Annotated in this window: 27 protein-coding genes; 16 read left to right on the forward strand and 11 right to left on the reverse strand. The window is 72.7% G+C overall.

What is annotated here, in order from left to right; all coding sequences use genetic code 11:
* The first annotated feature begins 148 nt into the window (after positions 1 to 148).
* The 7 genes from HGB54_RS12590 to HGB54_RS04235 all read left to right on the forward strand — a co-directional run bounded on the left by HGB54_RS12590 (position 149) and on the right by HGB54_RS04235 (position 7,248).
* Entirely contained in the window at positions 149 to 1,696 is a 1,548-nt protein-coding gene (locus HGB54_RS12590; RefSeq protein WP_228545939.1) for an alpha/beta hydrolase, read from the forward strand.
* 91 nt (positions 1,697 to 1,787) lie between these two features.
* Positions 1,788 to 2,243, forward strand: a complete 456-nt coding sequence (locus HGB54_RS04210) for a hypothetical protein (protein WP_168915339.1) — start codon at positions 1,788 to 1,790, stop codon at positions 2,241 to 2,243.
* A gap of 127 nt (positions 2,244 to 2,370) precedes the next feature.
* On the forward strand, positions 2,371 to 2,670 hold the full coding sequence (gene gatC, locus HGB54_RS04215) for an Asp-tRNA(Asn)/Glu-tRNA(Gln) amidotransferase subunit GatC (protein ID WP_168915340.1): 300 nt from the start codon (positions 2,371 to 2,373) through the stop codon (positions 2,668 to 2,670).
* Positions 2,667 to 4,196 (forward strand): Asp-tRNA(Asn)/Glu-tRNA(Gln) amidotransferase subunit GatA, encoded by a 1,530-nt coding sequence (gene gatA / locus HGB54_RS04220; protein ID WP_168915341.1) that lies wholly within the window; start codon positions 2,667 to 2,669, stop codon positions 4,194 to 4,196. Before gatC ends, gatA begins: the two co-directional genes overlap by 4 nt.
* Positions 4,196 to 5,710 (forward strand): Asp-tRNA(Asn)/Glu-tRNA(Gln) amidotransferase subunit GatB, encoded by a 1,515-nt coding sequence (gene gatB / locus HGB54_RS04225; RefSeq protein ID WP_168915342.1) that lies wholly within the window; start codon positions 4,196 to 4,198, stop codon positions 5,708 to 5,710. Before gatA ends, gatB begins: the two co-directional genes overlap by 1 nt.
* Before the next feature lie 17 nt (positions 5,711 to 5,727).
* Positions 5,728 to 6,489 (forward strand): MerR family transcriptional regulator, encoded by a 762-nt coding sequence (locus HGB54_RS04230; protein ID WP_168915343.1) that lies wholly within the window; start codon positions 5,728 to 5,730, stop codon positions 6,487 to 6,489.
* A gap of 33 nt (positions 6,490 to 6,522) precedes the next feature.
* Complete coding sequence (locus tag HGB54_RS04235; RefSeq protein ID WP_168915344.1) at positions 6,523 to 7,248, forward strand: GOLPH3/VPS74 family protein; 726 nt, start codon at positions 6,523 to 6,525, stop codon at positions 7,246 to 7,248.
* 181 nt (positions 7,249 to 7,429) lie between these two features.
* Here the strand turns inward: HGB54_RS04235 and HGB54_RS04240 are convergent, their stop codons facing one another.
* Positions 7,430 to 8,662, reverse strand: coding sequence for a hypothetical protein (locus HGB54_RS04240; RefSeq protein ID WP_168915345.1), 1,233 nt, complete (start codon positions 8,660 to 8,662; stop codon positions 7,430 to 7,432).
* 368 nt (positions 8,663 to 9,030) lie between these two features.
* Here HGB54_RS04240 and HGB54_RS04245 point away from each other — a divergent pair, with 368 nt between their 5' ends.
* Positions 9,031 to 9,522, forward strand: coding sequence for a shikimate kinase (locus HGB54_RS04245; RefSeq protein ID WP_228545940.1), 492 nt, complete (start codon positions 9,031 to 9,033; stop codon positions 9,520 to 9,522).
* 9 nt (positions 9,523 to 9,531) lie between these two features.
* Here the strand turns inward: HGB54_RS04245 and HGB54_RS04250 are convergent, their stop codons facing one another.
* Positions 9,532 to 10,926, reverse strand: a complete 1,395-nt coding sequence (locus HGB54_RS04250) for an MFS transporter (protein WP_456085603.1) — start codon at positions 10,924 to 10,926, stop codon at positions 9,532 to 9,534.
* 77 nt (positions 10,927 to 11,003) lie between these two features.
* Here HGB54_RS04250 and HGB54_RS04255 point away from each other — a divergent pair, with 77 nt between their 5' ends.
* Positions 11,004 to 11,582 (forward strand): cysteine hydrolase family protein, encoded by a 579-nt coding sequence (locus HGB54_RS04255; protein WP_168915346.1) that lies wholly within the window; start codon positions 11,004 to 11,006, stop codon positions 11,580 to 11,582.
* Here the strand turns inward: HGB54_RS04255 and HGB54_RS04260 are convergent.
* The 3 genes from HGB54_RS04260 to HGB54_RS04270 form a co-directional block, all read right to left on the reverse strand.
* On the reverse strand, positions 11,579 to 12,229 hold the full coding sequence (locus HGB54_RS04260; RefSeq protein ID WP_168915347.1) for a hypothetical protein: 651 nt from the start codon (positions 12,227 to 12,229) through the stop codon (positions 11,579 to 11,581). The genes HGB54_RS04255 and HGB54_RS04260 overlap by 4 nt on opposite strands.
* A 38-nt stretch (positions 12,230 to 12,267) precedes the next feature.
* Positions 12,268 to 13,191, reverse strand: coding sequence for an SDR family oxidoreductase (locus HGB54_RS04265; protein WP_168915348.1), 924 nt, complete (start codon positions 13,189 to 13,191; stop codon positions 12,268 to 12,270).
* A gap of 114 nt (positions 13,192 to 13,305) precedes the next feature.
* Complete coding sequence (locus HGB54_RS04270; RefSeq protein ID WP_168915349.1) at positions 13,306 to 13,857, reverse strand: type 1 glutamine amidotransferase domain-containing protein; 552 nt, start codon at positions 13,855 to 13,857, stop codon at positions 13,306 to 13,308.
* A 141-nt stretch (positions 13,858 to 13,998) separates the two neighbouring features.
* Here HGB54_RS04270 and HGB54_RS04275 point away from each other — a divergent pair, with 141 nt between their 5' ends.
* From HGB54_RS04275 to HGB54_RS04285, 3 genes are all read left to right on the forward strand, one after another.
* Positions 13,999 to 14,307: a hypothetical protein gene (locus HGB54_RS04275; protein ID WP_168915350.1), complete on the forward strand. Its 309-nt coding sequence runs from the start codon at positions 13,999 to 14,001 to the stop codon at positions 14,305 to 14,307.
* 125 nt (positions 14,308 to 14,432) lie between these two features.
* Complete coding sequence (locus HGB54_RS04280; protein ID WP_168915351.1) at positions 14,433 to 15,206, forward strand: YidC/Oxa1 family membrane protein insertase; 774 nt, start codon at positions 14,433 to 14,435, stop codon at positions 15,204 to 15,206.
* Between the two features lie 126 nt (positions 15,207 to 15,332).
* Positions 15,333 to 15,881 (forward strand): hypothetical protein, encoded by a 549-nt coding sequence (locus HGB54_RS04285; protein WP_168915352.1) that lies wholly within the window; start codon positions 15,333 to 15,335, stop codon positions 15,879 to 15,881.
* Positions 15,882 to 15,926: 45 nt separating this feature from the next.
* On the opposite strand, the gene HGB54_RS04290 is transcribed toward HGB54_RS04285, so the two are convergent.
* Positions 15,927 to 16,952 carry an NYN domain-containing protein gene (locus tag HGB54_RS04290; RefSeq protein WP_168915353.1) on the reverse strand — a complete coding sequence of 342 codons (1,026 nt, stop codon included), beginning with the start codon at positions 16,950 to 16,952 and terminating at the stop codon, positions 15,927 to 15,929.
* A 213-nt stretch (positions 16,953 to 17,165) separates the two neighbouring features.
* On the opposite strand from HGB54_RS04290, the gene HGB54_RS04295 reads away from it, so the two are divergent.
* A complete protein-coding gene (locus tag HGB54_RS04295) occupies positions 17,166 to 17,702 on the forward strand; it encodes a luciferase domain-containing protein (RefSeq protein ID WP_168915354.1) in 537 nt (178 codons plus the stop codon).
* A gap of 24 nt (positions 17,703 to 17,726) precedes the next feature.
* On the opposite strand, the gene HGB54_RS04300 is transcribed toward HGB54_RS04295, so the two are convergent.
* Complete coding sequence (locus HGB54_RS04300; RefSeq protein ID WP_168915355.1) at positions 17,727 to 18,062, reverse strand: DUF7882 family protein; 336 nt, start codon at positions 18,060 to 18,062, stop codon at positions 17,727 to 17,729.
* 184 nt (positions 18,063 to 18,246) lie between these two features.
* Between HGB54_RS04300 and HGB54_RS04305 the strand changes: the two genes are divergently transcribed.
* On the forward strand, positions 18,247 to 18,420 hold the full coding sequence (locus HGB54_RS04305; RefSeq protein WP_168915356.1) for a hypothetical protein: 174 nt from the start codon (positions 18,247 to 18,249) through the stop codon (positions 18,418 to 18,420).
* Between the two features lie 41 nt (positions 18,421 to 18,461).
* Here HGB54_RS04305 and HGB54_RS04310 read toward each other — a convergent pair whose 3' ends face one another.
* The 3 genes from HGB54_RS04310 to HGB54_RS04320 are packed head-to-tail and all read right to left on the reverse strand — an operon-like array spanning position 18,462 to position 19,815.
* Complete coding sequence (locus HGB54_RS04310) at positions 18,462 to 18,956, reverse strand: FBP domain-containing protein (protein WP_168915357.1); 495 nt, start codon at positions 18,954 to 18,956, stop codon at positions 18,462 to 18,464.
* Entirely contained in the window at positions 18,953 to 19,351 is a 399-nt protein-coding gene (locus HGB54_RS04315; protein WP_168915358.1) for a hypothetical protein, read from the reverse strand. Before HGB54_RS04315 ends, HGB54_RS04310 begins: the two co-directional genes overlap by 4 nt.
* Entirely contained in the window at positions 19,348 to 19,815 is a 468-nt protein-coding gene (locus tag HGB54_RS04320; protein ID WP_168915359.1) for an Asp23/Gls24 family envelope stress response protein, read from the reverse strand. The genes HGB54_RS04315 and HGB54_RS04320 overlap by 4 nt, the downstream gene beginning before the upstream one ends.
* Positions 19,816 to 20,127: 312 nt before the next feature.
* Here HGB54_RS04320 and HGB54_RS04325 point away from each other — a divergent pair, with 312 nt between their 5' ends.
* Entirely contained in the window at positions 20,128 to 20,526 is a 399-nt protein-coding gene (locus tag HGB54_RS04325) for a fasciclin domain-containing protein (RefSeq protein WP_168915360.1), read from the forward strand.
* 84 nt (positions 20,527 to 20,610) lie between these two features.
* Here HGB54_RS04325 and HGB54_RS04330 read toward each other — a convergent pair whose 3' ends face one another.
* Complete coding sequence (locus HGB54_RS04330; RefSeq protein ID WP_228545941.1) at positions 20,611 to 21,168, reverse strand: YceI family protein; 558 nt, start codon at positions 21,166 to 21,168, stop codon at positions 20,611 to 20,613.
* A 136-nt stretch (positions 21,169 to 21,304) separates the two neighbouring features.
* On the opposite strand from HGB54_RS04330, the gene HGB54_RS04335 reads away from it, so the two are divergent.
* Positions 21,305 to 22,867, forward strand: coding sequence for a DUF7059 domain-containing protein (locus HGB54_RS04335; protein WP_228545942.1), 1,563 nt, complete (start codon positions 21,305 to 21,307; stop codon positions 22,865 to 22,867).
* Positions 22,868 to 22,891: the final 24 nt, after the last annotated feature.

Consider the following 22,891-nt stretch of genomic DNA (forward strand, 5'->3'; position numbering starts at 1 on the left):
GGGAGAGCGCCCGCCCCGATTGTTAACTCCAGGAGACGATTGCCAGCTTGGCCCCCCAATCGGGGCGCGTTTGGCCATACCATGAAACCGCGTCAGTCGACCCCGGTTCGGGGTGACCCCTCCCGGCTGCCGCGGAAGGCTCCCCGACGTGCTCGCAGAGGCAACCGCTCTCCTGCTGGCCTCGCTCACCGCACTCACGGTGGCGGGGCCGTCCAGCGCGCCCGCTGTGAATCGCCCGGCCATCTCCGCCGTCTCCACCGCCGTTGCCACGACCGGGGGCAGCACGGCGCCGAGCGCCGCCGCGTCGAGCAGCGCGACCTCGGCCGTCGGCGGGCTCGGCACGGGCATCCCGACCGCGATCGAACCGCGCGGCACCGCCCTGCTCGACCGCCTCGTCAGCGCCGCATCCCCCCGCACGGCCGGCTCCGAGAGCAGCGCCCTCAACGCCGCCGTCACCACGCCGCTCGACCGGGCCGCGCTGCGCGAGTCGATGCGCACCGTGCTCGCCGACCCGCCCGCCCCGCGCACCGTCTCGAACTGGTGGAGCGCGCTCGACGGCAGCGAGCAGCTGCGCGCCGCCATCGCCGCCCCCGAGCTCGTCGGCAACCTCGACGGCGTTCCCTACGCGGTGCGCGACCAGGCCAACCGCACCGTGCTGCGCGAGACCATCCGCGACCTCGAACTCGGGCTCGTCGGCGGCACCTCGCGCGCGCTGCAGACCCGCGACGACGGCCAGCTGCAGATGCTCTACTCCATCGCCGACGCGCTCGGCCCGGCCGAGGCGAACCCGCAGCGGCAGCTCATCACGCTCGACGTCGAAGGCGCCGGCAAGGCCTCGATCGCGCTCGGCGACCTCATGACAGCCGACTACGTCAGCTACCTCGTGCCCGGCATGTTCATCTCCGTCGGCGGCAACATCGTCGAATGGGCCGACACGGCTGCGCGCATCTACGACGAGCAGGTGTCGTGGCTCGCCCTGCTCGACCAGTCGGCCGCTACGCCCGAAGCGGTCACCGCGCTCGCGCCGAGCTCGGCGGCGACCTCGCCCTCGGCCATCGCCGCGGCGATCCGCGCTTCCGACGAGCTCGCCCTCGACGAGGCCATCGACGACGAGGGTCCGACCGTCGCGACCGTCGCCTGGATCGGCTACCAGACCCCGCACCTGCTCAACGTCGGCAGCCTCGACCTCGCCTACGAGGGCCGCGACGCGATCTCCTCCACGCTGCTCGGCCTCGACGCCCTCCGGGGCGCCGACCAGCCGCACGTCTCGCTGCTCGCGCACTCCTACGGCACGACGGCCTCGATGCTCGCGCTCAGCGAGACGCCCGCCCGCGTCGACGCGCTCGCCATGATCGGCTCGCCCGGTTCCCCCGCCGAGACGGTCGACGACCTCAAGGTCAGCGGCGCGGTGTTCGTCGGCGAGGCCGCGTGGGATCCGATCAGCAACAGCAGCTTCTTCGGCACCGACCCCGGCGAGACCGCGTTCGGCGCCCGGGTCATGAGCGTCGCCGGCAGCGTCGACCTCATCACCGACAAGGTGCTCGCCGGGTCGACCGGGCACAACGAATACTTCAGCCCCGGCACCGAGTCGATGCGCAACCTCGCGCTCGTCGGCATCGGCCAGGCCGACCTCGTCACCGACGGCACCGAGCGCGATGCGCTCCGAACCCTCGCGCTCGCCCGCCCGGGAGCCTGAGAACCCGCCCGAAGTGGGGGCCCGCCCGAGGGGTGGCACCTGAGTGCGCCGGTGATACCGTGCATCAGCATCCCGCGCGAAATGGACGGCCATGACCACCCGCAGCTCGCTTCGAATGCTCACGATCGCAGCGGTGCTCGTGAGCGTCAGTGCCGTGAGCCTGAGCGGATGCGCCCTGCAGAGCCCCTCGGAGGTCACCGACGCCGAGGCGCGCGACCGCTTCCTCGCGGTCATCGACGAGACGCAGCAGCTCGTGGGAGGCGCCTGGCAGGTGGATGACGACCCCACTCCGCGCGGCTGCACCGTGCCGGTCTGGGTCGCGGGGGAGCGGTACCCGGCGCTGCGGGTCAGCGAGGATCCGCGCGGCGACGGCCACGCCGACCGCGTGCAGGAAGCCTGGGAGGACAACGGACTCGAGGTCGACCGCTCGCTCGTCGGCGACGTCGTCGAGCTCAAGGCCGAGAGCGAGTTCGGCGAGGTGTACCTGTTCCGCGTGAGCGAGCAGGCGATGACGCTGCAGGGCGAGAGCGAGTGCCGGCCCGCCTGACCCGCCGGCCCGCCTGACCCGCCGGCCCGCCTGACCCGCCGGCCCACCTGACCCGCCGCCCGGCGGCGTGAGCCCGCTCGCTCAGTAGACTGGGGCTTCCCCCGTTCGTTCCGCCCTAGGGAGCTCCATGTCCGAGATCACGCCCGAGACTGTCGCCCATCTGGCGATGCTCTCGCGCATCGCCCTGACCGACGACGAGATCCAGAAGCTCACCGGCGAGCTCGGGGCGATCGTCGACTCGGTCGAGAAGGTGCAGCGGGTCGCGACCCCCGACGTGGCGGCGACGAGCCACCCCATCCCCCTGACCGGCGGGATGCGCGTGGACGAGCCGGGCGTCACGCTCACCACCGAGCAGGCCCTCGCCGGCGCTCCCGACCACGACGGCAGCCGCTTCCGCGTCACCGCCATCCTGGGGGAGGAGCAGTGAGCGGCACGTCGAGCGACCTCACCCGCACGAGCGCCGCCGACCTCGCCGCCGCCCTGCAGTCGGGCGAGGTCTCGAGCGTCGAGGTGACGCAGGCGCACCTCGACCGCATCGCCGCCGTCGACGGCGACGTGCACGCCTTCCTCCACGTGTCGCAGAACGCGCTCGAGACGGCCGCGCAGGTCGACGCCGACCGCGCCGCCGGGCAGATCCTGCCCGACCTCGCCGGCGTGCCGATCGCCATCAAGGACGTCCTCTGCACGATCGACATGCCGTCGACCTCGGGCTCGAGGATCCTCGAGGGCTGGGTGCCGCCGTACGACGCGACCGTCGTCGCGCGCCTGCGCGCCGCCCGCCTCGTGCCGCTCGGCAAGACGAACATGGACGAGTTCGCGATGGGCTCCTCCACCGAGTTCTCGGCCTACGGCCCCACGCGCAACCCCTGGGATCTCGACCGCATCCCCGGCGGCTCGGGCGGCGGCTCGGCCGCGGCCGTCGCCGCCTTCGAGGCGCCCATCGCGCTCGGCTCCGACACGGGCGGCTCGATCCGCCAGCCGGGCGCCGTCACGGGCACGGTCGGCGTGAAGCCCACCTACGGCGGCGTCAGCCGCTACGGCGCGATCGCGCTCGCGAGCTCGCTCGACCAGGTGGGCCCCGTGTCGCGCTCGGTGCTGGATGCTGCGCTCGTCCACGACGTCATCGGCGGGCACGACCCCCGCGACGCCACGAGCATCCCCGACGCCTGGCCCTCGATGGCCGAGGCCGCGCGGCGCGGCATGACGGGCGACGTGCTCAAGGGCATCCGCGTCGGCGTCGTCAAAGAGCTCGAGGGCGAGGGCTTCCAGGCCGGCGTCAAGCAGCGGTACCACGAGACCCTCGACCTGCTGGCCGCGGCCGGCGCCGAGATCGTCGAGGTGAGCGCCCCGCACTTCGAGTACGCGGTCGCCGCCTACTACCTGATCCTGCCGGCGGAGGCCTCGAGCAACCTCGCGAAGTTCGACTCGGTGCGCTTCGGCATGCGCGCGGGCGTCACCGGAACCGTCGAGGACGTCATGGCCGCGACGCGCGAGGCCGGCTTCGGCCCCGAGGTGAAGCGCCGCATCATCCTCGGTACCTACGCCCTCAGCGCCGGCTACTACGACGCGTACTACGGCAGCGCGCAGAAAGTGCGCACGCTCATCCAGCAGGACTTCGAGGCCGCCTTCGAGAAGGCCGACATCCTGGTGTCGCCGAGCGCGCCGACGACGGCGTTCCGCTTCGGCGAGAAGCTCGAGGACCCGCTGGCGATGTACCTCAACGACGTCACGACCATCCCGGCGAACCTCGCCGGCGTACCCGGCATGGGCCTGCCGATGGGGCTCGCGCCCGAGGACGGCCTGCCGACGGGCCTGCAGCTCATGGCTCCCGCCCGCCACGATGCGCGCCTGTACGAGGCGGGTGCCGCGATCGAGCAGCTGCTCGAGGCGCACTGGGGCCGCACGCTGTGGAGCCAGGCTCCCGAGCTCGCGACGACGGAAGGGGCACGCTGATGGCGCGCGCTGAACTCATGGACTTCGACCAGGCTCTCGAGATGTTCGAGCCGGTGCTCGGCTTCGAGGTGCACGTCGAGCTGTCGACGAAGACGAAGATGTTCTCGGATGCTCCGAACCCGGCCTTCGGCGGCAACGAGATCACCGAGCCGAACACGGCGATCACGCCCGTCTGCCTCGGCCTGCCGGGCTCGCTGCCCGTCGTCAACGAGACCGCTGTGCGCTACTCGATTTCGCTGGGCCTCGCGCTCGGCTGCCAGATCGCGCCCTCGTCGCGGTTCGCCCGTAAGAACTACTTCTACCCGGATCTGGCGAAGAACTACCAGATCAGCCAGTACGACGAGCCGATCGCCTTCGAGGGCACCCTCGACATCGAGCTGGAGGACGGCTCGATCGTCACCGTGCCGATCGAGCGCGCGCACATGGAGGAGGACGCCGGCAAGCTGACCCACGTGGGCGGCTCGACCGGCCGCATCCAGGGCGCCGAGTACTCGCTCGTCGACTACAACCGCGCCGGCGTCCCGCTGGTCGAGATCGTCACGAAGCCGATCTACGGCGCCGAGCACCGCGCCCCCGAGATCGCGAAGGCCTACGTGTCGACGATCCGCGACATCGTGCGCGCCCTCGGCATCTCCGAGGCCCGCATGGAGCGCGGCAACCTGCGCTGCGACGCGAACGTCTCGCTGCGCCCGCGCGGCCAGCAGGAGCTCGGCACGCGCACCGAGACGAAGAACGTCAACTCGCTGCGCAGCGTCGAGCGCGCCGTGCGGTACGAGATCCAGCGTCAGGCGGCCATCCTCGCCCAGGGCGGCACGATCACGCAGGAGACCCGGCACTGGCACGAGGACACCGGCGCGACCTCGCCCGGCCGCCCGAAGAGCGACGCCGACGACTACCGCTACTTCCCCGAGCCCGACCTGCTGCCCGTCACGCCGACGCCGCAGCTGATCGCCGAGCTCACCGCCGCCCTGCCCGAGGCCCCGGCCGCGCGTCGCCGCCGCCTCAAGCAGGAGTGGGGCTTCAGCGACCTCGAGTTCCGCGACGTCGTCAACTCAGGGCTTCTCGTCGAGGTCGACGAGACGGTCGCCGCCGGCGCCGCCCCGCAGCAGGCCCGCAAGTGGTGGACGGGCGAGATCGCCCGCATCGCCAACGCGCAGAACGCCGAGCCCGCCGCCCTCATCACCCCCGCCGACGTGGCCGCGATCGTCGGCCTGGTCGACTCCGGCGCGCTCACCGACCGTCTGGCCCGCCAGGTCGTCGAGGGCGTCATCGCCGGCGAGGGAACGCCGCAGCAGGTGGTGGATGCCCGGGGCCTCGCCGTCGTCAGCGACGACGGTGCCCTCATCGAGGCGATCGACCAGGCGCTCGCCCAGCAGCCCGACGTGCTCGAGAAGATCCGCGACGGCAAGGTGCAGGCCGCCGGCGCGGTCATCGGCGCGGTCATGAAGGCGATGGGCGGCAAGGCGGACGCGGCGCGCGTGCGCGAGCTGGTGCTGGAGCGCGCGCAGGCGTAGCGCAGCGGCGGTACCCCATGGCCTGGAGCACGCGCGAACTCGCCGATCTGGCGGGCACCACGGTCAACGCGGTGCGCCACTACCACCGGCTGGGGCTGCTCGCCGAGCCCGAGCGGCGGCACAACGGCTACAAGCAGTACGGGGTGCGCGACCTCGTCTCGCTGCTCCGCATCCGCCGTCTCGTGGAGCTGGGCGTGCCGCTCGCGCAGATCGGGGATGCGATCGATGCGGGAGGCGCCGATCGCGAGATCCTCCAGAACCTGGACGCCGACCTCGCCGCTCAGATCGACCGCTTGACGAGGGCTCGTGTCGAGCTGGCCGACATCATGCGCGACGAGGCTCCGGCCGATGCGCCGGCCGGGTTCAGCGCGGTGGCCGGCCGGCTCTCGGAGGCCGACAGCTCGATCCTCCACATCTACTCGCGCGTGTACGACCCGGCGGTCATGTCCGACGTGCGGCGGATGGTCGAGGAGGATGCCGCGACGGGCACGGCGAGCCGCGAGGTGGACGAGCTGGCGCCCGATGCGGACGAGGCCACCCGCGAGCGGCTCAGTGCGGAACTGGCCCCGATCATCGCCCAGTACATGCGCGACTACGCCTGGGTCAGCGACCCCGAGTCGCACTTCGTCGGCAGCCCCGACACGGACAAGTCGACCGTGACCGCCGCGCTCGTCGAGCTGTACAACCCCGCGCAGCTCGACGTCTACGCACGCGCGAGCGCGCTCGCGCGCGAGGTGATCGCGCAGGAGTCCGGCGCCGAGGAGACCGGGACCGCTTGACCCTGTCGTTGCAACAGGGTTTTGACTGTCCTCATGACCCATGCCGACCGAGACGATCGCACCGTGACCCCTGACGTGCCCTCCGTCGAGCAGCCGACCCTCGCCGAGGATCTGCTGCTGCTGCTCTTCCAGCCCGACTCGAGCACCGTCGCCGGCGAGAACACGCTGTACTACGCGCTCGCCGGTGCCGTGGTCGCCGACCTCGCGCTGCAGGAGCGCGTCACGTCGACGAGCACCAAGCCCACCTGGGCGCGCGTCGAAGCCGTGGCGGATGCGGCGCCGAACGACCCGCTCCTGCTCACGGCGTGGGAGTACGTCGCGACGAAGCCCCGCAACGTCCAGACCGTGCTCGCCGCGGTCGGCCCGCCCCTGCGCGAGCCTCTCATGAAGCGGCTCATCGCCCGCGGCGACCTCGTCGAGCGTGATCATCGGGTGCTGGGCATGTTCCCGACGACGAAGCTTTTCGAGGGCGGCACGGGCCGTCGGGAGGCGTTGCTCGCGGGCGTGCGCGAGGTGCTCGTCGACGGCAGCGAGCCCGAGCCCCGTGTGGCGGCGCTCGGCGCGCTGCTCTACGCGAGCGGCGCTCTGCCCCAGATGCACCGGGAGATCCCCTGGACGTCAGCGGTCATCACGCGCGCCGAAGAGCTCAAGCGGGGCAACTGGGGTGCGGGGGCCGCCGCGCAGGCGATCGCGCGCACGATCGCCTCGATCGTCGCGAGCAACGTCTTCGTCGCGACGAACATCCTGCCCGACTCCTGACCGTCCGGCGTAGACGCGGCGGGGCGAATGCCTGGGTTGAGCCGACTCGGAGTCAATGGCGTGCCCGCCTCTGCCAGCGCGGCCCCTGGTGGGTAGACGTCCAGTCTGACGGCGCCGCCGGCGCAGCGACGGGGGCGGCTTGCCGCAGGTTCGGGCGGCGCGGCGGTCGCCGGGAGTGCCGCTAGTCGTTGTCCTGCGACGAGAGCGCGGCCGACGGCAGCGAGCTGTCGATGCCGGGCTCGGTCTCGACGACCTGCGTCGGTCGCAGCTTCGGGGGAGTGGCCGACCAGGCCTTGAGCGACTGCCCGATCTCGGAGTACGCGCAGTCGATCGCGGTCAGCATCGAGTCGATGAAGGTGCCACGACCGGATCCGCGCTTGGCGCCGAGCGGCACCGACCGGGTGACCACGAACGTCTTGATGTCGCGGCCGGATGGGGGAACGAGCACAGCCGAGTCCTCGCGAACGCGACCGAGCAGTTCGGCAGGGCCGGTGCTCGAGCGCACGGGGACGGCCTCGACGCGGACGCCGTCGGGCGCCTCCTTCAGTTGACGCACGAGCCAATTGATGCGCGTCGTCGGGCGGCCCTCCTTCGGAGCATCGACGCTGAAGGACGCGGTGATCGTGTTGGCGCGCAGGTCGGCGATGACCTCGAGATCGGAGACGACACCGGGGATGCGGAGCCCGCCGCGCAGATGACCGTCCTTGACCAGTTCGGAGACCAGGCGGGCGCTTCGCGCGGCGGGATCCGCCGCCTCCGCGCGGTTGAGGGCGGGCAGCACCTCCGAGCCCAGCTGCCGACCGAGTCGCAGGCCCGCGAAGCGCAGCAGGGCGTCGAACCGACTCGCCACCTCAGCGACGCCCTTGTCGGACGCGCGGAGCGTTCCGGCTGACAGCGCATCGCGGACGGGGACCCAGCTGGCACCCATGTCCTCGAACGACATGGCACCGGACTTCGGGTGCTCCAGGTACCGGATGAGCTCGCCGAGGATCCAGGCCTGATCGGGATCGGCGACCCCGCGGTGCTCTTTCTGCACGACGGCGGCGGTGAGGATCTCGGACCACGAGAAGTGGTGCAGCGCGACCTTCTTCAGCTTGCGCTTGTCCACCGCGGTGGGGTGCGCGCCGATCATCCCCGGGATCTCGTTCGAGATCGTGATGAGCGCGTCGAAGCCGTGCTCGCGGGCGACGTCGAGGTAGTCCTCGAGCTGGGATGCCTCGAGGGCGTTCGTGCCGGTCTTGACCTCGACGAGCGCCGTCCACGAGCGACTGCCGCGAGTGGCCCGAATGAGACCGTCAGGGAAGACCCTCCGCTCCCCGATCATGAACGGCACCTCGATGAAGGTCTCGAGGGCGGCGGCCGGCGCGCCGAACGGCTGACTGAGCGCCTTGCCGAACTCCCGCACGGAGGCCATGACAGCGAGGAGAGCCGACGTCGCACGCCGTTCCTGCTCTTCCGCTCCGTTGATGCCCGACGTGGGGATGAGGCGGGCTGCATTCCAGACGGGCTCTGGGGACGTCTTCGTAACCATGAAACCTCCAGCGAGTCGGTCTCACGTTACTTCGCCGATTCGCGATTGCGGAGGAGGTCGCCGGCGGGCGCGTCGCGCGCTCGCTATGTGCGTTCAGGCCCCCGGAGCCTCGAGCGCACATAGCCAGCAGAGAAAGTCCTGTCCCCGGGGTCGACTCGTGGCCTCCCGCTCGGGTTGCGGAAGCTTCCGGGTACACGGCCACAGGAGAAACTCATGGCCTCCCCGGCCACTCCCTGCGGCATCATGACCCCATGACCGCGATCCTCCTCACCGGCATGTCGGGCACGGGCAAGTCCACCGCCCTCGCCGCACTCGCCGACCGCGGGTACGAGTGCGTCGACACGGATGAGGGCGACTGGATCGAGGTGGTCGACGGCGAGCCGCTGTGGCGCATCGAGGCAGTGGATGCCCTGCTCGAGCATCCCCGCACCGGCACGCTCTTCGTGCAGGGCACCGTCGCCAACCAAGGCGAGCTCTACGACCGCTTCGCCGCCGTCGTGCTGCTGACCGCCCCGAAAGATGTCATCCTGCAGCGCCTCGCGACCCGCACCACCAACGACTTCGGCAAGACACCGGAAGAGCGGGAACGCGTTCTCGACGACCTCGAGCACGTCGAACCGCTGCTGCGCCGAGGCGCCTCGCACGTCATCGACACCGACCGTCCGCTCGCCGACATCGTCGACGAGCTCGAGCGCATCTCCCGCGAGACCAGCGGCAGCGCGCCCGACGCGCCCGCCGAGTAGGCGAAACCCCTACGGCTGCGGATTTTCCGCGTCGTATTCGCGGAACCCCCGCTGAACGCGAAGAATTACCGCCGCCGCCACCACGATCACGACCCCGCCGAGCAGCGGCGGGAACCACAGCATCGCCAGCACGCTCAACGCCCCCACGTACAGGTCGCCGATGCGCGGCCCGCCCGTCACGACGACCGTGAACAGCCCCTGCAGGCGCCCGCGCATCGCGTCGGGCACGGAGGCCTGCAGCATCGTGTTGCGGTAGATCATGCTCACCGAGTCGGCCGCTCCGGAAAGCGCGAGCACGATGACCGCCGCCACCAGGCCCGGCACGAACACGTCGTCGAGCGCCGGGCCGGCATCAGCATCCACCAGCTGCGCCCACAGCAGCACCGCGCCGAACGCGACGATCGTCGCCCCGTACGCCGCCACGCCGATGCCCACGCCCAGGCCCTGTCGGCGCACCGCGCCCAGCTGCCCCGACAGCAGGCCCAGCAGCAGCGCGCCGACCGCCGTCGCCGACGTCAGCACGCCCACCGTCACCGCCCCGCCGCCGAGCAGCACCGCGCCGATCGCCGGCAGCAGCACCCGCGGATTGCCGAACGTCATCGCGAAGATGTCGAGCAGGAACGAGGCGCGGATGTTCGGCGCCTCCCGCAGGAAGCGGGCGCCGTCGATCACCGAGCGCAGCCCCGGCCGCCCCGGCGTGCCCTCCGGCCGCAGCGCCGGCAGCGTGTACAGGCCGATGAACGCCGCGATGAACAGCACCGCATCGATCGAGTACGTCCACGCGACGCCGACCGAGGCCACCAGCACGCCCGCGAGTGCCGGCCCCACCGTCGCCATCAGGCCACCGCTGATCCCGCCGAGCGCGCCCGCCGCCGGCAGCAGCTCGCGGCGCACCAGCCGCGGCACCATCGCCTGCCGCGCCACGCCCACCATCGTCGACGCCACCGTGTTCAGCGTGATCAGCAAGTACAAGGGCCATAGCTCTTCGGCACCCAATCCGAGCGCGCTCACCCAGGCGTAGCCGGCGAGCGCCACCGTCGACACCCACGCCACGATCGCCGACAGCAGCGCCACCTTGCGGCGGTCGAACGAGTCGGCGAGCACCCCGCCGTACAGCCCGAACACGACCATCGGCACGAGCGCGAACGCGGCCACGAGCGACACCGCGAGGGTCGACGACGTGCGCGCGTAGATGTCGAGCCCCACGGCGACGATCGTCATCTGGCTGCCGATGCCGGTGATCGTCGCACCGATCCACATGCGGGCGAACGCGGGGCTCTCCGACAGCGGACGCAGGTCGACGAAATGCCCGCGCCGCGCAGTCGTCTGCAGGTCGGGCGGGGTGTCGGGCGTGCTCGAGCTGATGAGGTCCTCCGGGCGTCGGCGCCCGTGCGCAACGGGCACGGCCTTCTATCGAAACACAGAACGAGGGATGCCCCGCGCACGCCCCCCGTGCACCGGGCCCCGGTAGCGTGTGCCGCATGTGGGCATCCATCCGTGCCGGACGACCGGCGCTGCTCGTCATCGACGCCCAGCGCGGATTCGCCGACCCGTCGTGGGGCCCGCGCGACAACCCCGCCGCCGAAGCCAACATCGTCGCCCTCATCGATGCCTGGCGCGCCGCCGGCGACCCCATCGTGCTCGTGCGGCACGACTCGATCGACCCCGACTCGCCCTTGCGCCCCGGCCAGGCGGGCAACGCCTTCATCGACGGCGTCGACGGCCCGCACGACCTGCTCGTCACCAAGACGGTCAACTCCGCCTTCCTCGGCGCGCCCGCCCTCGACGACTGGCTGCGGGCGGCGGGCATCGCCGAGGTCACGATCTGCGGCGTCACCACCAACCACTGCTGCGAGACCACCGCACGCATGGCCGGCAATCTCGGCTACGCCACCGACTTCGTCATCGACGCCACGCACACGTTCGACCGGGCGGCGCGGGACGGGTCGGTCGTGCCCGCCTCCGAGCTGAGCCGCATCACCGGCGTCAACCTCGACGGGGAGTTCGCCCGCGTGCGCACCACCGCCGAGGTGCTGGGCGAGCGCGCGCCGCGCGACTAGGAGGCGGCGTCGGCGTCGAGGCGGAGCATCCCGCGCGCCTCGATGAGCGTCGCCGTCAAGCCCGCCTCATCGACCTTGTTGATCGGGGTGCGCAGCACGGCGAGCGGCACGCCGATGGTCTCGCCGCGGCGCGCGACGGCGAGGTTCAGGCTCGGCACGCGGAAGAGCGAGTCGACGATCGCGCCCGTGCCGGCGTCGAGGATGGCGGAGCGCGCGATGACGACGGCCGGTTCGCCGAGGTGCTTGAAGACCCGAACGCCGTCCTCCGCGACCTCGACGATCGCCCAGCCCGAGAACGTGCTCGACGGGCTGCCGAGCCCGAGCGCGCGGGCCAGGCGCACCGCCGTCGGGCCGAAGCCGTAGGTCGGGAACCGCAGGGCGTCGGGTGCGCGGGCCTCGCGCGCATCGAGCACGGTGCTGAGCCGATGCACGGCCCGAGCCACGATCAGCGCCGCGATGAGCAGCACGACGAGCACCGTCGCGATGAGCGCGAGGATGCTGCCGACCGCCGTCTCGGTCGTCGTGAAGTCCTCGCCGCGGCGCGACAGGAACGAGCCGATGCCGACCACGAGCGCGATGAGGCTGACGCGTTGGCGCCACGACCGACGGCCGCGGGTGATCGCGGGGTCGTCGAGGGCGGGGTGCACGGCAGAAGCCTAAGCGGCGAGTCCGAAGGGCTCTCAGGCTACGAGAACGCCACCCCGGTGAGCAGCTCGCTCTGCTCCCAGAGCCGAACCGCAGTCTGCCGGCGCTTCGCCTGCGGGGGAACGCGCACGATCGACGGCTCGCCCTTGACCTCGAGCGGGCCGTTCGGCCCGTAGTAGGCGCCCGGCTGGGCGTGCGCATCCACCGCCGCGTACAGCGACGGCAGGATGCCCATCGCGACGGGCTGCATGAAGCGGTTCATGCGTTCCTCGCCCTTGGCGTCGAGCGGCTCGCCGTTGCGGGGGCCTGCCACCTGCAGATTCGTCGCGGTGCCGCCCGGGTGGGCGGCGATGCTGCGCAGGTTCCAGCGCTTCGCGTCGGAGCGGCGCTGCAGCTCGCGCGCGAACATCAGGTTCGCGAGCTTCGACTGGGCGTAGGCGCCCCACGCCGAGTACGAGCGCTGCCACTGCAGGTCGTCGAACCGGATGCGTCCCGGCCACGCGGCGAGGCTGCTCGTCGAGACGACGCGCGGGGCCTCGGCGGCCTTCAGCAGCGGCAGCAGGTGCCCGGTGAGGGCGAAGGGGCCGAGGTGGTTCGAGCCGAACTGCAGCTCGAAGCCGTCGTCGGTGCTCTGCCGCTCGGGCGGTGCCATGACGCCGGCGTTGTTGATGAGCACGTCGAGCGGGGCTCCGTGGGCGAGCTGCGCCTCGGCGAAGGCGCGGATGCTGCCGAGGCTCGCGAGGTCGAGGTGCTGCAGCTCGAGCTGCGCGGCCGGGTTCTCGGCGAGCAGGCGCTCGCGGGCATCCCGGCCCTTCTCCTCGTTGCGCACCGCCATGATGACGTGCGCCCCCTCGGCGGCGAGGCGGCCGGTCAGGCCGAAGCCGAGGCCGCTGTTGGCGCCGGTGACGATGATGCGGCGGCCGGAGAGATCGGGAACGGTCAGGGGGAGTGCGGAACGGGCCATGGTGCCAGTGCACCACGGCCCGCCGCGGGAACCGCTGGGAGCGGGGCGAGTGCGGGCTGATTGCCAGCCGCGCCCGCGCCGCGCATCCGCCGTGATCGGATCAGGCGGATCGGATCAGGCGTGCTGCCCCGCGTGCTCGCCCTCGAAGATCTCCTCGACGAGCTTCGCGCAGAACGCGGGCAGGTCGTCGGGGGTGCGGCTCGAGACGAGCCCCTGGTCGGTGACGACCTCCTCGTCGACCCAGTCGGCGCCGGCGTTGATGAGATCGGTCTTGAGGCTCGGGTAGCTGGTGAGCTCGCGGCCCTTCACGACGTCTGCCTCGATGAGAGTCCACGCCGCGTGGCAGATGACGCCCACGGGCTTGCCGGCCGTGAAGAAGGCCTTCGCGAAGGCGACGGAGTCGGCGTCCATGCGCAGGTGGTCGGCGTTGACGACGCCGCCCGGCAGCATGAGCGCGTCGAAGGCCGCGGCGTCGGCGCGGGCGATGTGCTGGTCTACCGGCTGCGTGTGGCCGTTCTTGCCCTCGATCGCCCCCTCGGCGGGGGAGACGAGCACGGCGGTGCCGCCCGCCTCGGTGACGGCGGCCCAGGGCGCCGTGAGCTCGCTGTCCTCGTAGCCGTCCGTCAGCAGGAAGGCGACGGTCTTGCCGGTGATGTCGTAGGTCATGAGTGCTCCTCTTTCTCGTCTCGTGCGGTTCGACCACGGTAGGAGCGCCGGTCCGGTCGCGTCCATCGCGCGCCCAGCCCGTATTCAGAGACGGGATGCCCCACCCGAGCATCCCGCGACACCGTGCGGTACCGTGCTCGCGTGACCCTCTCCCTGCACCGTGCGATGGCGGCCCTCGGGCTCGCGCTCGTCGCCGTGGTCGCGGGGCAGCTCATCGCCGGGTCGCTCGGAGCCCCCGTCGCGGCGACCGCCGCGATCGGCGCCGCGATGCTGCTCGGCGCCCTCCTGGCCCGCACCCTCGCCCGCGCGGCCACGAGCCGCCAGCTCACCGTCGGGCACCGGGCCCGGGCGCACCGCGAGCCCGTGACGAGCCTCATCGAGCCCGCGCATCCCCTCACGGCGGGGCGCCCGCTCGGGCGCGCGCCGGCGCCGGCCCTCCCGGCCGCCTAGCGCGCTCGACCCCTCGCCCGCCCTCGCGAGCCTCCGCGCACCGGAGCGCCCCGGGCGGCCTCGGTCGATGCGATGCGCAGCGGCCCGATGGCCCCCCGCCCGCTCCCGACCCTGCGAGGTTCTCCTTGGACGTCTTCTCCTTCCCCCCGATCGCCTTCCTGCTCACCCTGCTCGCCGGCGCGCTCGACGCGCTCTCCCTCCCGCTCGACCCGCTCCTCGGCTCCGCCGCCGCGGCCGGCGGGGTCGTGCTGCTCACGCTCATCGTGCGCACCCTGCTGCTGCCCGTCGCCGTCGCCCAGGTGCGCGCCGAGGGGGCCCGTCGCCGGCTCGCCCCGGCGCTCGCCGAGATCCGTCGCCGCTGGAAGGGCGACCCGCAGCGGCTGCAGGCGAAGACGATGGAGCTGTACCGCGAGGCCGGGGTCTCGCCCATCGCCGGCATCGGCTCGGCGCTGCTGCAGGCGCCGATCGTCTCGCTCGTCTACGCGCTCTTCATCGCGCAGCGCATCGGCGGCGAGCCGAACGCGCTGCTCGCCGAGGCGCTGCTCGGCGTGCCGCTCGGCCGGCCCCTCGGAGCGGCGGCGCTCGCCGGCGACGGGGGAGGGCTGCTGCTCGCCGGCGCGGTCGTCGTGCTGCTCGTCATCGCCGGCCTCGCCACGCGCGCGATGATGCTGCGGATGCAGCTGCCGACCTCCGCGGATCAGCCGGGCATGCCGCCCGGCCTGCTGCGCGCCCTCGGCTGGCTGCCGCTCATCACGGCGCCCGTCGCGCTCATCGTGCCGCTCGCCGCCGCGCTGTACCTCGTCACGACGACCCTGTGGACGCTCGCCGAGCGCCCGCTGCTGCGCCGTCTGCTGTGGAGCGAGGCGGAGCGGCACCCGCGCGGCATCGACGGCCCGTGAGGCGCGGGCGGCGCGTCCGGCCCCTCGGCCCCCTGCTCGGGGGCGTTCGGCGGGGCGGCGGCCGGTCTACGCTCGGCCGCAGGACGGCCGTGCGCTCCTGCATCGCCGCAGACGGAGGAGCCGATCGTGGCGCAGCGCATCAGCAGGACCGGGTGGGCCGCGCGCATTGCGGCGGGCGCGGGGGCGGTCGCGCTCGGCCTCACCGGGATGGCGGCCGCGGGGGCGCTCCCCTCCGATGCGCAGCTCGTCGTGGACGACGCCGTCGCCGTGGTCGAGCCCGTCGCCGAGGAATCGGCGGAGGCCGAGGCGTCGGAGTCCCCGGAGTCGGGTGCCCTCGACTCGGACGACGAATCCGCCGCCCCCGAGGCCGAGGAACCCGCCCTGCCCGCCGGCTCCGACGAGTTCTCCGCGTGGGTGCGCGAAGGCGCGAAGGATGCGGACAAGGTCGGTCGCGAGTTCGGCGCCGCGGTGTCGGCGCAGGCGCGCGAGCTGCGCGAGGAGAAGGCGGCGGAGCGCGCAGCGGCGTCGCCGCCGGAGCAGGAAGTGCCGGGGGAGCAGGAGCCCGATGAGGAGTCGGCAGAGCCCGGCACGCCGGGGAAGTCGGAGAAGGCAGACAAGCCCGACAAGCCCGACAAGCCCGACAAGGCGTCCGGCCCGCCGAAGAAGGACCGCTGAGCCGCGAGTCCGCGAGCCCGCGAGCCCGCGAGTCCGCCCGGTCCGCTAGATCGCGAGCCGCATGCGGCGGCTCTGCGAGTCCTCGTCGAGCTCGGCGATCGCGCCGCGCGACTTCACGAAGTCGCTGAACGACCGGAACCCGAGCACCTTCTCGTTGAAGGCCGGATCGAGGCGCACCATCTGCTTCTTGACCTCCGAGTTGTGCAGCCAGTCGGCGTCGTCGTCCTTCTCGTGGCTGAGTCGCAGGGCGCGCAGCAGCAGCGCGGTGGCGGCATCCTGCACGGGGTCGCCGATCGCGCCCGGGATGGTCGGGCCGGCCTTGGAGGAGGCGCGGCGCTTCACCGTCGGCGGCGCGACGAAGGCGACCTCGACCGAGCGCGCGGCGGCCTTCGCGTCGGGCTCGGCATCGGCCGGCGCGTCGGGCTCGCTCGCGGTCGCGGCGGCGGCCGGGGCATCCCGCTTGGGGGAGATGGCCGACGCAGGGCGGATGCCCGGCATCGAGTCGTAGTCGGCGAACTCGTTGCACGCCGCGGCGAGCGACTTGCTCGTGCCGCCCGCGACCCCGACGCCCACCACGTACCGGCCGAGCCGCTTGCTGCGCTGCGCGAGCGGGATGTAGTCGCTGTCGCCCGCGGCGATGAGCACGTGGGTGAGGTCGGTGAGGCGGAACAGGTCCTCCATGACGTCGACCGCGAGGCGGATGTCGGCCCCGTTCTTCATCTGCTTGGTGGAGGGGAAGAGCTGGGTGAGGTCGACCGCGCGCTCGGTCAGCTGACCCTGGTAGCTCGCGTTGACGCCCACCGACCAGTCGGCGTAGGCGCGGCTGACGACGATCGTGCCGAACGAGCTGGCGTAGTCGAGGATCGCCGAGATGTCGACGGTGGCCGCGCGGATCTTCTCGCGCTGCTCGTCGGTCGCCCCCGTCAGCCCGGGGCCGAGGCGGTAGACGTTGTCCTTGCGCCAGGCGCCGCGACCGTGCACCTGGTCGTAGCGCGAGATGACGATGTTGTCGAAGTCGATGTAGACGGCGACGCGGTTCTCGTAGCTGCGCGTCTCGCTGCTGTCGGCCATGAGCCACCTCTCTCGGTGCCGAGCGGCGCGCCCGGCGGCTCCAGTCTCTCAGTCCGCGTCGCCCTCGCGGCGCTCCGCCCCGCCTCGGCGGCAGCGCCACCACGCCGCGGCTGAGAAATCAACCCCCTGACGAGGGCGCGGCGATGTTCGTACTGTGAACAGTGGCGCTGAGGGATCATCCGATCCCCGCCCACGACGGCGAGGGGCGACACCATGACCGACACCATGTCGAATGCGACGACGGGGGCTCTGCTCCCCCGCGTCGGCCCCCTCCCGCGGCTCGACCAGGACGGCCCGCACTGGCAGCGCGAGCAGTGCGCCGCACCCGCGCTCTGGGTCGCGACCTGGGACGCCCTGCGCGACATCCCCGGCGTCATCATCGGCCCGAGCAGCATGGCCGAGCCGGATGCGCGGGCGGTGCTCGTGCCGCAGGTGACGAACCCCGTCGAGGGCACCTCGTTCTCGCCGGTCGGCGCGCCGCTCGAGCCCGCTCACCTGCACGGCCCGCGCGATACGAGCCTGCACGTCGTGCTGCCGCGCTCCCGCGGCGCCGAGGTCGTCGAGAACGGCTGGGGAGTGCCCTGCCCCTACGGCCGGTACGGCACCGAGCTCATCCTCTTCGCCCCGCGCGACGAGGTCGAGCTCTCGGTCGTCGTGGGCCTGGCGCGCGAGGGCGTGCTCTGGGCGCTGCGCGAGAACGCGGTCACGACGTTCCGGCGGCCGGTGCTCGAGACCCGCTTCGCCCTCTAGCGACGGGGGCGTCGGCGCACGCCGTCAGCGCGCGAGCTTCGCCTGACCGGGGGGCGCCATCGACCCCAGCCGGGTCTCATCGGTCAGATCGAGCCCCTGCGAGCTCGACGCGAGCACGGCCAGCTGCTCGAGCCAATCGCGGTCGATCTCGGGATGGCGGCTGCCGCTGTAGCGGAAGTAGAGAGGGATCGACGAGTCGATCCAGATCGAGTTGCGGCCGACGCCGCCGTTCTCGCGCCAGCTGAAGAAGAAGTTCTCGCCGCGCCGCAGCTTCGTGGCCATCACGATCTGCACGTGCGCGAGCACGCGGTCGTCGAAGGCGATCTCGAGCGAGGGCGAGCCGTAGATCAGCGATCCCATCGGACGTCTCTCCGACGCTCAGGGTCCTGCCCCGGTCCGCCGGGGGAGGCGGGTCGTGAGCGCAGCGCGTCGTGCTCAATATAACGGCATCGGTCCACCCCCGTCCGGGGGACATCCAGCGGGCGGCACCGCTCCTCGGCGCGTGCGTCGATTCCCGGCGAGAACCTGGCACAATGGAGCCACCATGAAGATCCTCGCCGCCGTCGTGTCGCTCGCACTCTTCTTCGCGTCGTTCCCGCTCTTCGCGTACGCCTTCTGGGTGCCCGAGCAGTGGGCGGCCCTGGTCTTCTTCACCGGCATCATGTCGGTGACGCTGTCGCTCGCGATCCCGTTCAACCTGCTCGGCCGGCGCGACTAGTCCCGTTCCGCCGCCGGTTGCGCCTCAGGCCCGGCCGCGCCTCAGGCCGTCTCGAGGATCCGCTCGGTGAAGCGGCCCACCCGCTGCTGCAGTCCCGCGCTGCGACGCGCGATGAGCTCGTCCCGCATGAGCAGCATCTCGCTCTGACCGGGGAAGATGCGGATCATGATCGGGCACGCCAGATCGGCGCAGATGTAGGTGCCGATCGAGTTTCCCTCGCGACCCGACTCGCCGCCGCGGGCGGCGGAGAACATCAGCACCTGCGTCGCCGGCTGCGGCGTGTGGCAGAGCGAGCAGATCGCCCCGATGCCGGGGCGCAGGCTGTTGGATGCGGCGCGCACCATCATGCCCACGGGGCGGTCGCCCACCCACGCGACGATGTAGCCGCGCTGCGAGCCCTGCGGGTCGCGCCAGCCGAGGAACTCGCGCTCCTCCCACACCATCTCGTGCAGGCCGGGCAGCTGCATGCGCTCGATCTCCGCGGCGGAGGCGTTGACGATGGAGGAGCGGATCTGCTCGGCGGTCAGCGGTTTCATCCCAGCCAGGCTACGTCACCCTCCGGCGAGTCGACCTGGGCGAGATCGGGCCCGGCGGGCAGCGCGGCCTGAGCCGGCGGCGTGACGCGGCGGATGCGCACGGTGATCGAGGCGCCCTCGCCGAGCATCCGTCGAAGGGATGCGGCGACCGCCCGCGCGGTCGCCGGCGCCTGCGCGCTGCTCTCGACCGCGATGGCGACGAGCACGGCGAGCGTGCCGTCCGCGCCGGTCTGCACGATGCTGCGCGCGGGGCGCTGCTGTCCGGCCGCGAGCTCGCGGGCCGCGTGGCGGAGGGCCGCGCGCGCGGGGAACAGGGCGCGCACGCCCGTCACGGCGAGCACCGCCTCGTCGACCAGGCGAGCCTGTTCCTCGGGGCGCGGGTCGACGCCGCTCATGATTCCTCCTCGGTGCCGCTGCCGGTGCTGTGCTCGATGCCGGTGTAGACGGGGTGCACGTCGTCGACGATGATGTCGATGCCGGTCACGGCGAGCTCGGTGTGGGTGAGCAGCGCGGTGGTGACCGCGTCGCGCACGCTGTCGGCGAGCTCGGCGAGGGGCCGCACGAGCGCGGCGCTGATGCGCACGGTCACGCCCACGGGCTCGCCGGCGCTCGCGTCGCCGTCGAGCTGCACGCGCCCCACGATGACGCCGGGCACGCCGTCGCCCGCGGCCCGCACGAGCTCGCGCACGGCGCCCTCGGAGATGGTGATCTCGACGCTCGGGTCGCTGTCGCTGAGCGGCAGGTCGCGGCCGGCGCGCAGGTCGGTCTCGAGGCCGTCGAGCACGCGGGCGATCCAGTCGGCCGGCATCGCGAGCCTGCTGGCCTCGTCGTCGACGAGGTCGAGGCTGAGGGCCCGCATGCGGCGCAGTCGCCTGCCGCGCCGCACGGCACCCCCGTCACCGGTCCGAGCGTCAGCGCGCGCCTCCAGCTGCCCGTCGACGAGCCAAATCCGACGGGCGCTTAGCGCACGCAGGTGTCCGGGCGGGGGCGGAACGGGGCCCCCGCGCTGTGAATGCGTCGGTGCCGGGCGCATGCTCGGCCCGCTGGCGGACGATGCGCGGGCGCCGCCCAGCGACACGCCCGCCCGGCCTGCATAGCTTCATTTCTGCGCGGTCATCCGATCGCGGGGGCGCCCCCGGCGCCCGACCTCTCACGAGAGAAGATTCATCTCATGGCCACCATCGTCGAAACCGCCGTCTCGGCCGGATCGTTCACCACCCTCGTCGCCGCCGTCACCGCCGCCGACCTCGTCGACACCCTCAACAGCGACGGCCCGTTCACGGTCTTCGCCCCGACCGACGAGGCCTTCGCGGCGCTGCCCGAGGGCACCGTCGAGGCGCTCCTCGCCGACATCCCCAAGCTCACCGAGATCCTCACCTTCCACGTCGTGGCCGGTGCGGTGCACGCCGCCGACGTGACCGACGGCCTCGCCGCCGCGACCGTCAACGGCAAGGAGCTGCACTTCTCGACCACCGACGGCGTGACCGTCAACGGTGCCAAGGTCGTCACGGCCGACATCGTGTGCGACAACGGCGTGATCCACGTCATCGACGCGGTGCTGCTGCCGTAGTCCTTCTTCAGGACGGAGAAGAGGCGGGCCCCCGAAGGGAGCCCGCCTCTTCTCATGCGCGCGGCCGCGGCCGCGCCATCCCGATCAGGCCTCGAGCGCGAACTGGGCGTCGATGGTGATGGTGACCTCGTCGCCGAGGAGGAAGCCGCCGGCCTCGAGCGGGGCGTTCCAGCTGACGCCGAAGTCGTGGCGGTTGATGACCGCGGTGCCGTTCGCGGCGGCCTTCGTGGCGCCCCACGGGTCCTTCGCGATGCCGGCGAACTCGCCCTTCAGGGTGACCGGCTTGGTGACGCCGCGCAGGGTCAGCTCGCCGTCGAGCAGCAGGGCGTCGCCCTCGACGCGGATGCCGGTCGAGCGGAACGTCATCGTCGGGAACTCGTCCGGCGCGAAGAAGTCGTTGCTGCGCAGGTGCTGGTCGCGGTCCTTGTTGTTGGTGTTGATCGACTTGACGTCGATCGTGACCTCGACGGAGGAGTCGAGGGGGTTCTCGGCGGCGTGCACCACGCCGTCGACGGTCTCGAAGGCGCCGCGCACCTTGCTGATGGCGAGGTGGCGCACGGTGAAGCCGACCTCGGTGTGGGTGGGGTCGAGCTTCCAGGTTCCGGCGACGTACCCGGGGATGCTCTCGGCGGTGATGGTCATGAGTGACTCCTTCGTGGTGGTGCGATGGTCAGGAGGAGCGCCCGCGGACGCGCCGGTCTATACAATCGCATAGATTTCGGCCGTATTCCCGATCCACAGGTTTTTCTCGTCGTGCGGCGTGCGGTTCACTGAGGGGGTGATCTCCGCGCCGCTCGACGACCCCGCCCGCGCCCTCGTCGATCGCCTGCGCGACGACCTCCTCGCCGCCGAGTACACCGTCGACGCCCTGCGCCGCCTCTGGGGCGATGAGGCGGATGCCGCACTCGCGCGCGCGGACCGCGTTCCCGCCCGGCGGGCGCTCGCCGCCCTCGACCCCGCACCGGCCGCCGCGGTGCTCGCCGCCCTGCACGTGCTCGGCGATCCGGTCGACGAGCGGGATCTCGCCAGGGCGCTCCCCGCGCTCGGGGTCGCGGGTGCGGCCGAGCTCGGGCTCGTCGCCGTCGTCGACGGCCGGGTCGCGCCGCTGCTCGACCTGCGGCCGTACGCGGCGCTCGACGCGGGCGGCGCCGCCTCCTGGTGGATCGTCTCCGACCTCGGCGAACGGCACCATGCGGGGGCGCTGCCCGCCGACCACGTGCTGGGGGTCGGCGGCGCCTCGCTGACGCTCGCCGGGCTCATCCCGACCTCCGCGGCCGAGCGCGTGCTCGACCTCGGCACCGGCTGCGGCATCCAGTCGCTGCACGCCGCCCGCCATGCCGACGCGGTCGTCGCCACCGATCTCTCGGAGCGCGCGGTGCGGCTCGCCGCGATCACCCTGCGCCTCGCCGGTGCCGAGGCCGTCGCCGATCGGGTCGCGCTGCGGCAGGGCGACCTCTACGCGCCGGTCGCGGGCGAGCGCTTCGACCGCATCGTCTCGAACCCGCCCTTCGTCATCACCCCGCGCCGCGACGGTGTGCCGCTCTACGAGTACCGCGACGGCGGCCGCGTCGGCGACGGCATCGTCGAGGAGGTCGTGCGCGGCGCCGCCGAGCACCTCGTCGAGGGCGGCACCGCCCACCTGCTCGGCAACTGGGAGTACCGCGACGCGCTCGGCGGCGACGGGCTCGTACGCGTGCGGCGTTGGGCCGAGGAGGCGGGGCTCGACGCGTGGATCGTCGAGCGCGAGCGCCAGAGCCCGGCGCAGTACGCCGAGACGTGGATCCGCGACGGCGGCACCCTCGTCGGCAGCGACGACTTCGAGCGGTTGGCGGGGGAGTGGCTCGACGACTTCGCCGCCCGCGGCGTCACCGGCGTCGGCTTCGGCTACGTCGTGCTGCGCCGCCCGCGCACCGGGGCGCCCGCCCGGCTGCTGCGCAGCGAGCGCCTGCCCGAGCCGCTCGGCGCCGCCCCCACCGGCATCGGCGACCACCTCATGGCGGGCATCGCCGCGCACGACGCCACGGCGCCCCTCGACGACGCCGCGCTCGCCGAGCTGCGTCTGCACGTGGCCGGCGACGTCACCGAGGAGCGCCACCAGTGGCCCGGCGCGGAGGGGCCGACCGTGATCCGGCTGCGCCAGGGCGGCGGCTTCGGCCGCACCGTCGACGCGGACGCCGCGCTGGCCGGCCTCGTCGGCGCCTGCGACGGCGAGCTCTCGGTCGGGCGCATCATCGGCGCGCTCGCCGCCCTGCTCGAGGTCGACGAGGCCTCGCTCTCGGCCGAGCTGCTGCCGACCGTGCGCGAGCTGCTGCTGATCGGGATGCTCGTCCTCGAGCCCTGAGGCCGACCGGTGCCCGTCGACGGG

The organism is Microcella flavibacter (assembly GCF_012530535.1).
Lineage (GTDB): Bacteria > Actinomycetota > Actinomycetes > Actinomycetales > Microbacteriaceae > Microcella > Microcella flavibacter.

Bases quoted from the DNA above. Each gene is read 5' to 3' on its own strand.
- HGB54_RS04210 (WP_168915339.1), top strand. From the start codon at position 1,788: ATGACCACCCGCAGCTCGCTTCGAATGCTCACGATCGCAGCGGTGCTC.
- gatC (WP_168915340.1), top strand. From the start codon at position 2,371: ATGTCCGAGATCACGCCCGAGACTGTCGCCCATCTGGCGATGCTCTCG.
- gatB (WP_168915342.1), top strand. From the start codon at position 4,196: ATGGCGCGCGCTGAACTCATGGACTTCGACCAGGCTCTCGAGATGTTC.
- HGB54_RS04230 (WP_168915343.1), top strand. From the start codon at position 5,728: ATGGCCTGGAGCACGCGCGAACTCGCCGATCTGGCGGGCACCACGGTC.
- HGB54_RS04235 (WP_168915344.1), top strand. From the start codon at position 6,523: ATGACCCATGCCGACCGAGACGATCGCACCGTGACCCCTGACGTGCCC.
- HGB54_RS04240 (WP_168915345.1), bottom strand. From the start codon at position 8,662: ATGGCCTCCGTGCGGGAGTTCGGCAAGGCGCTCAGTCAGCCGTTCGGC.
- HGB54_RS04245 (WP_228545940.1), top strand. From the start codon at position 9,031: ATGACCGCGATCCTCCTCACCGGCATGTCGGGCACGGGCAAGTCCACC.
- HGB54_RS04255 (WP_168915346.1), top strand. From the start codon at position 11,004: ATGTGGGCATCCATCCGTGCCGGACGACCGGCGCTGCTCGTCATCGAC.
- HGB54_RS04265 (WP_168915348.1), bottom strand. From the start codon at position 13,191: ATGGCCCGTTCCGCACTCCCCCTGACCGTTCCCGATCTCTCCGGCCGC.
- HGB54_RS04270 (WP_168915349.1), bottom strand. From the start codon at position 13,857: ATGACCTACGACATCACCGGCAAGACCGTCGCCTTCCTGCTGACGGAC.
- HGB54_RS04290 (WP_168915353.1), bottom strand. From the start codon at position 16,952: ATGGCCGACAGCAGCGAGACGCGCAGCTACGAGAACCGCGTCGCCGTC.
- HGB54_RS04295 (WP_168915354.1), top strand. From the start codon at position 17,166: ATGACCGACACCATGTCGAATGCGACGACGGGGGCTCTGCTCCCCCGC.
- HGB54_RS04300 (WP_168915355.1), bottom strand. From the start codon at position 18,062: ATGGGATCGCTGATCTACGGCTCGCCCTCGCTCGAGATCGCCTTCGAC.
- HGB54_RS04305 (WP_168915356.1), top strand. From the start codon at position 18,247: ATGAAGATCCTCGCCGCCGTCGTGTCGCTCGCACTCTTCTTCGCGTCG.
- HGB54_RS04310 (WP_168915357.1), bottom strand. From the start codon at position 18,956: ATGAAACCGCTGACCGCCGAGCAGATCCGCTCCTCCATCGTCAACGCC.
- HGB54_RS04315 (WP_168915358.1), bottom strand. From the start codon at position 19,351: ATGAGCGGCGTCGACCCGCGCCCCGAGGAACAGGCTCGCCTGGTCGAC.
- HGB54_RS04320 (WP_168915359.1), bottom strand. From the start codon at position 19,815: ATGCGGGCCCTCAGCCTCGACCTCGTCGACGACGAGGCCAGCAGGCTC.
- HGB54_RS04325 (WP_168915360.1), top strand. From the start codon at position 20,128: ATGGCCACCATCGTCGAAACCGCCGTCTCGGCCGGATCGTTCACCACC.
- HGB54_RS04330 (WP_228545941.1), bottom strand. From the start codon at position 21,168: ATGACCATCACCGCCGAGAGCATCCCCGGGTACGTCGCCGGAACCTGG.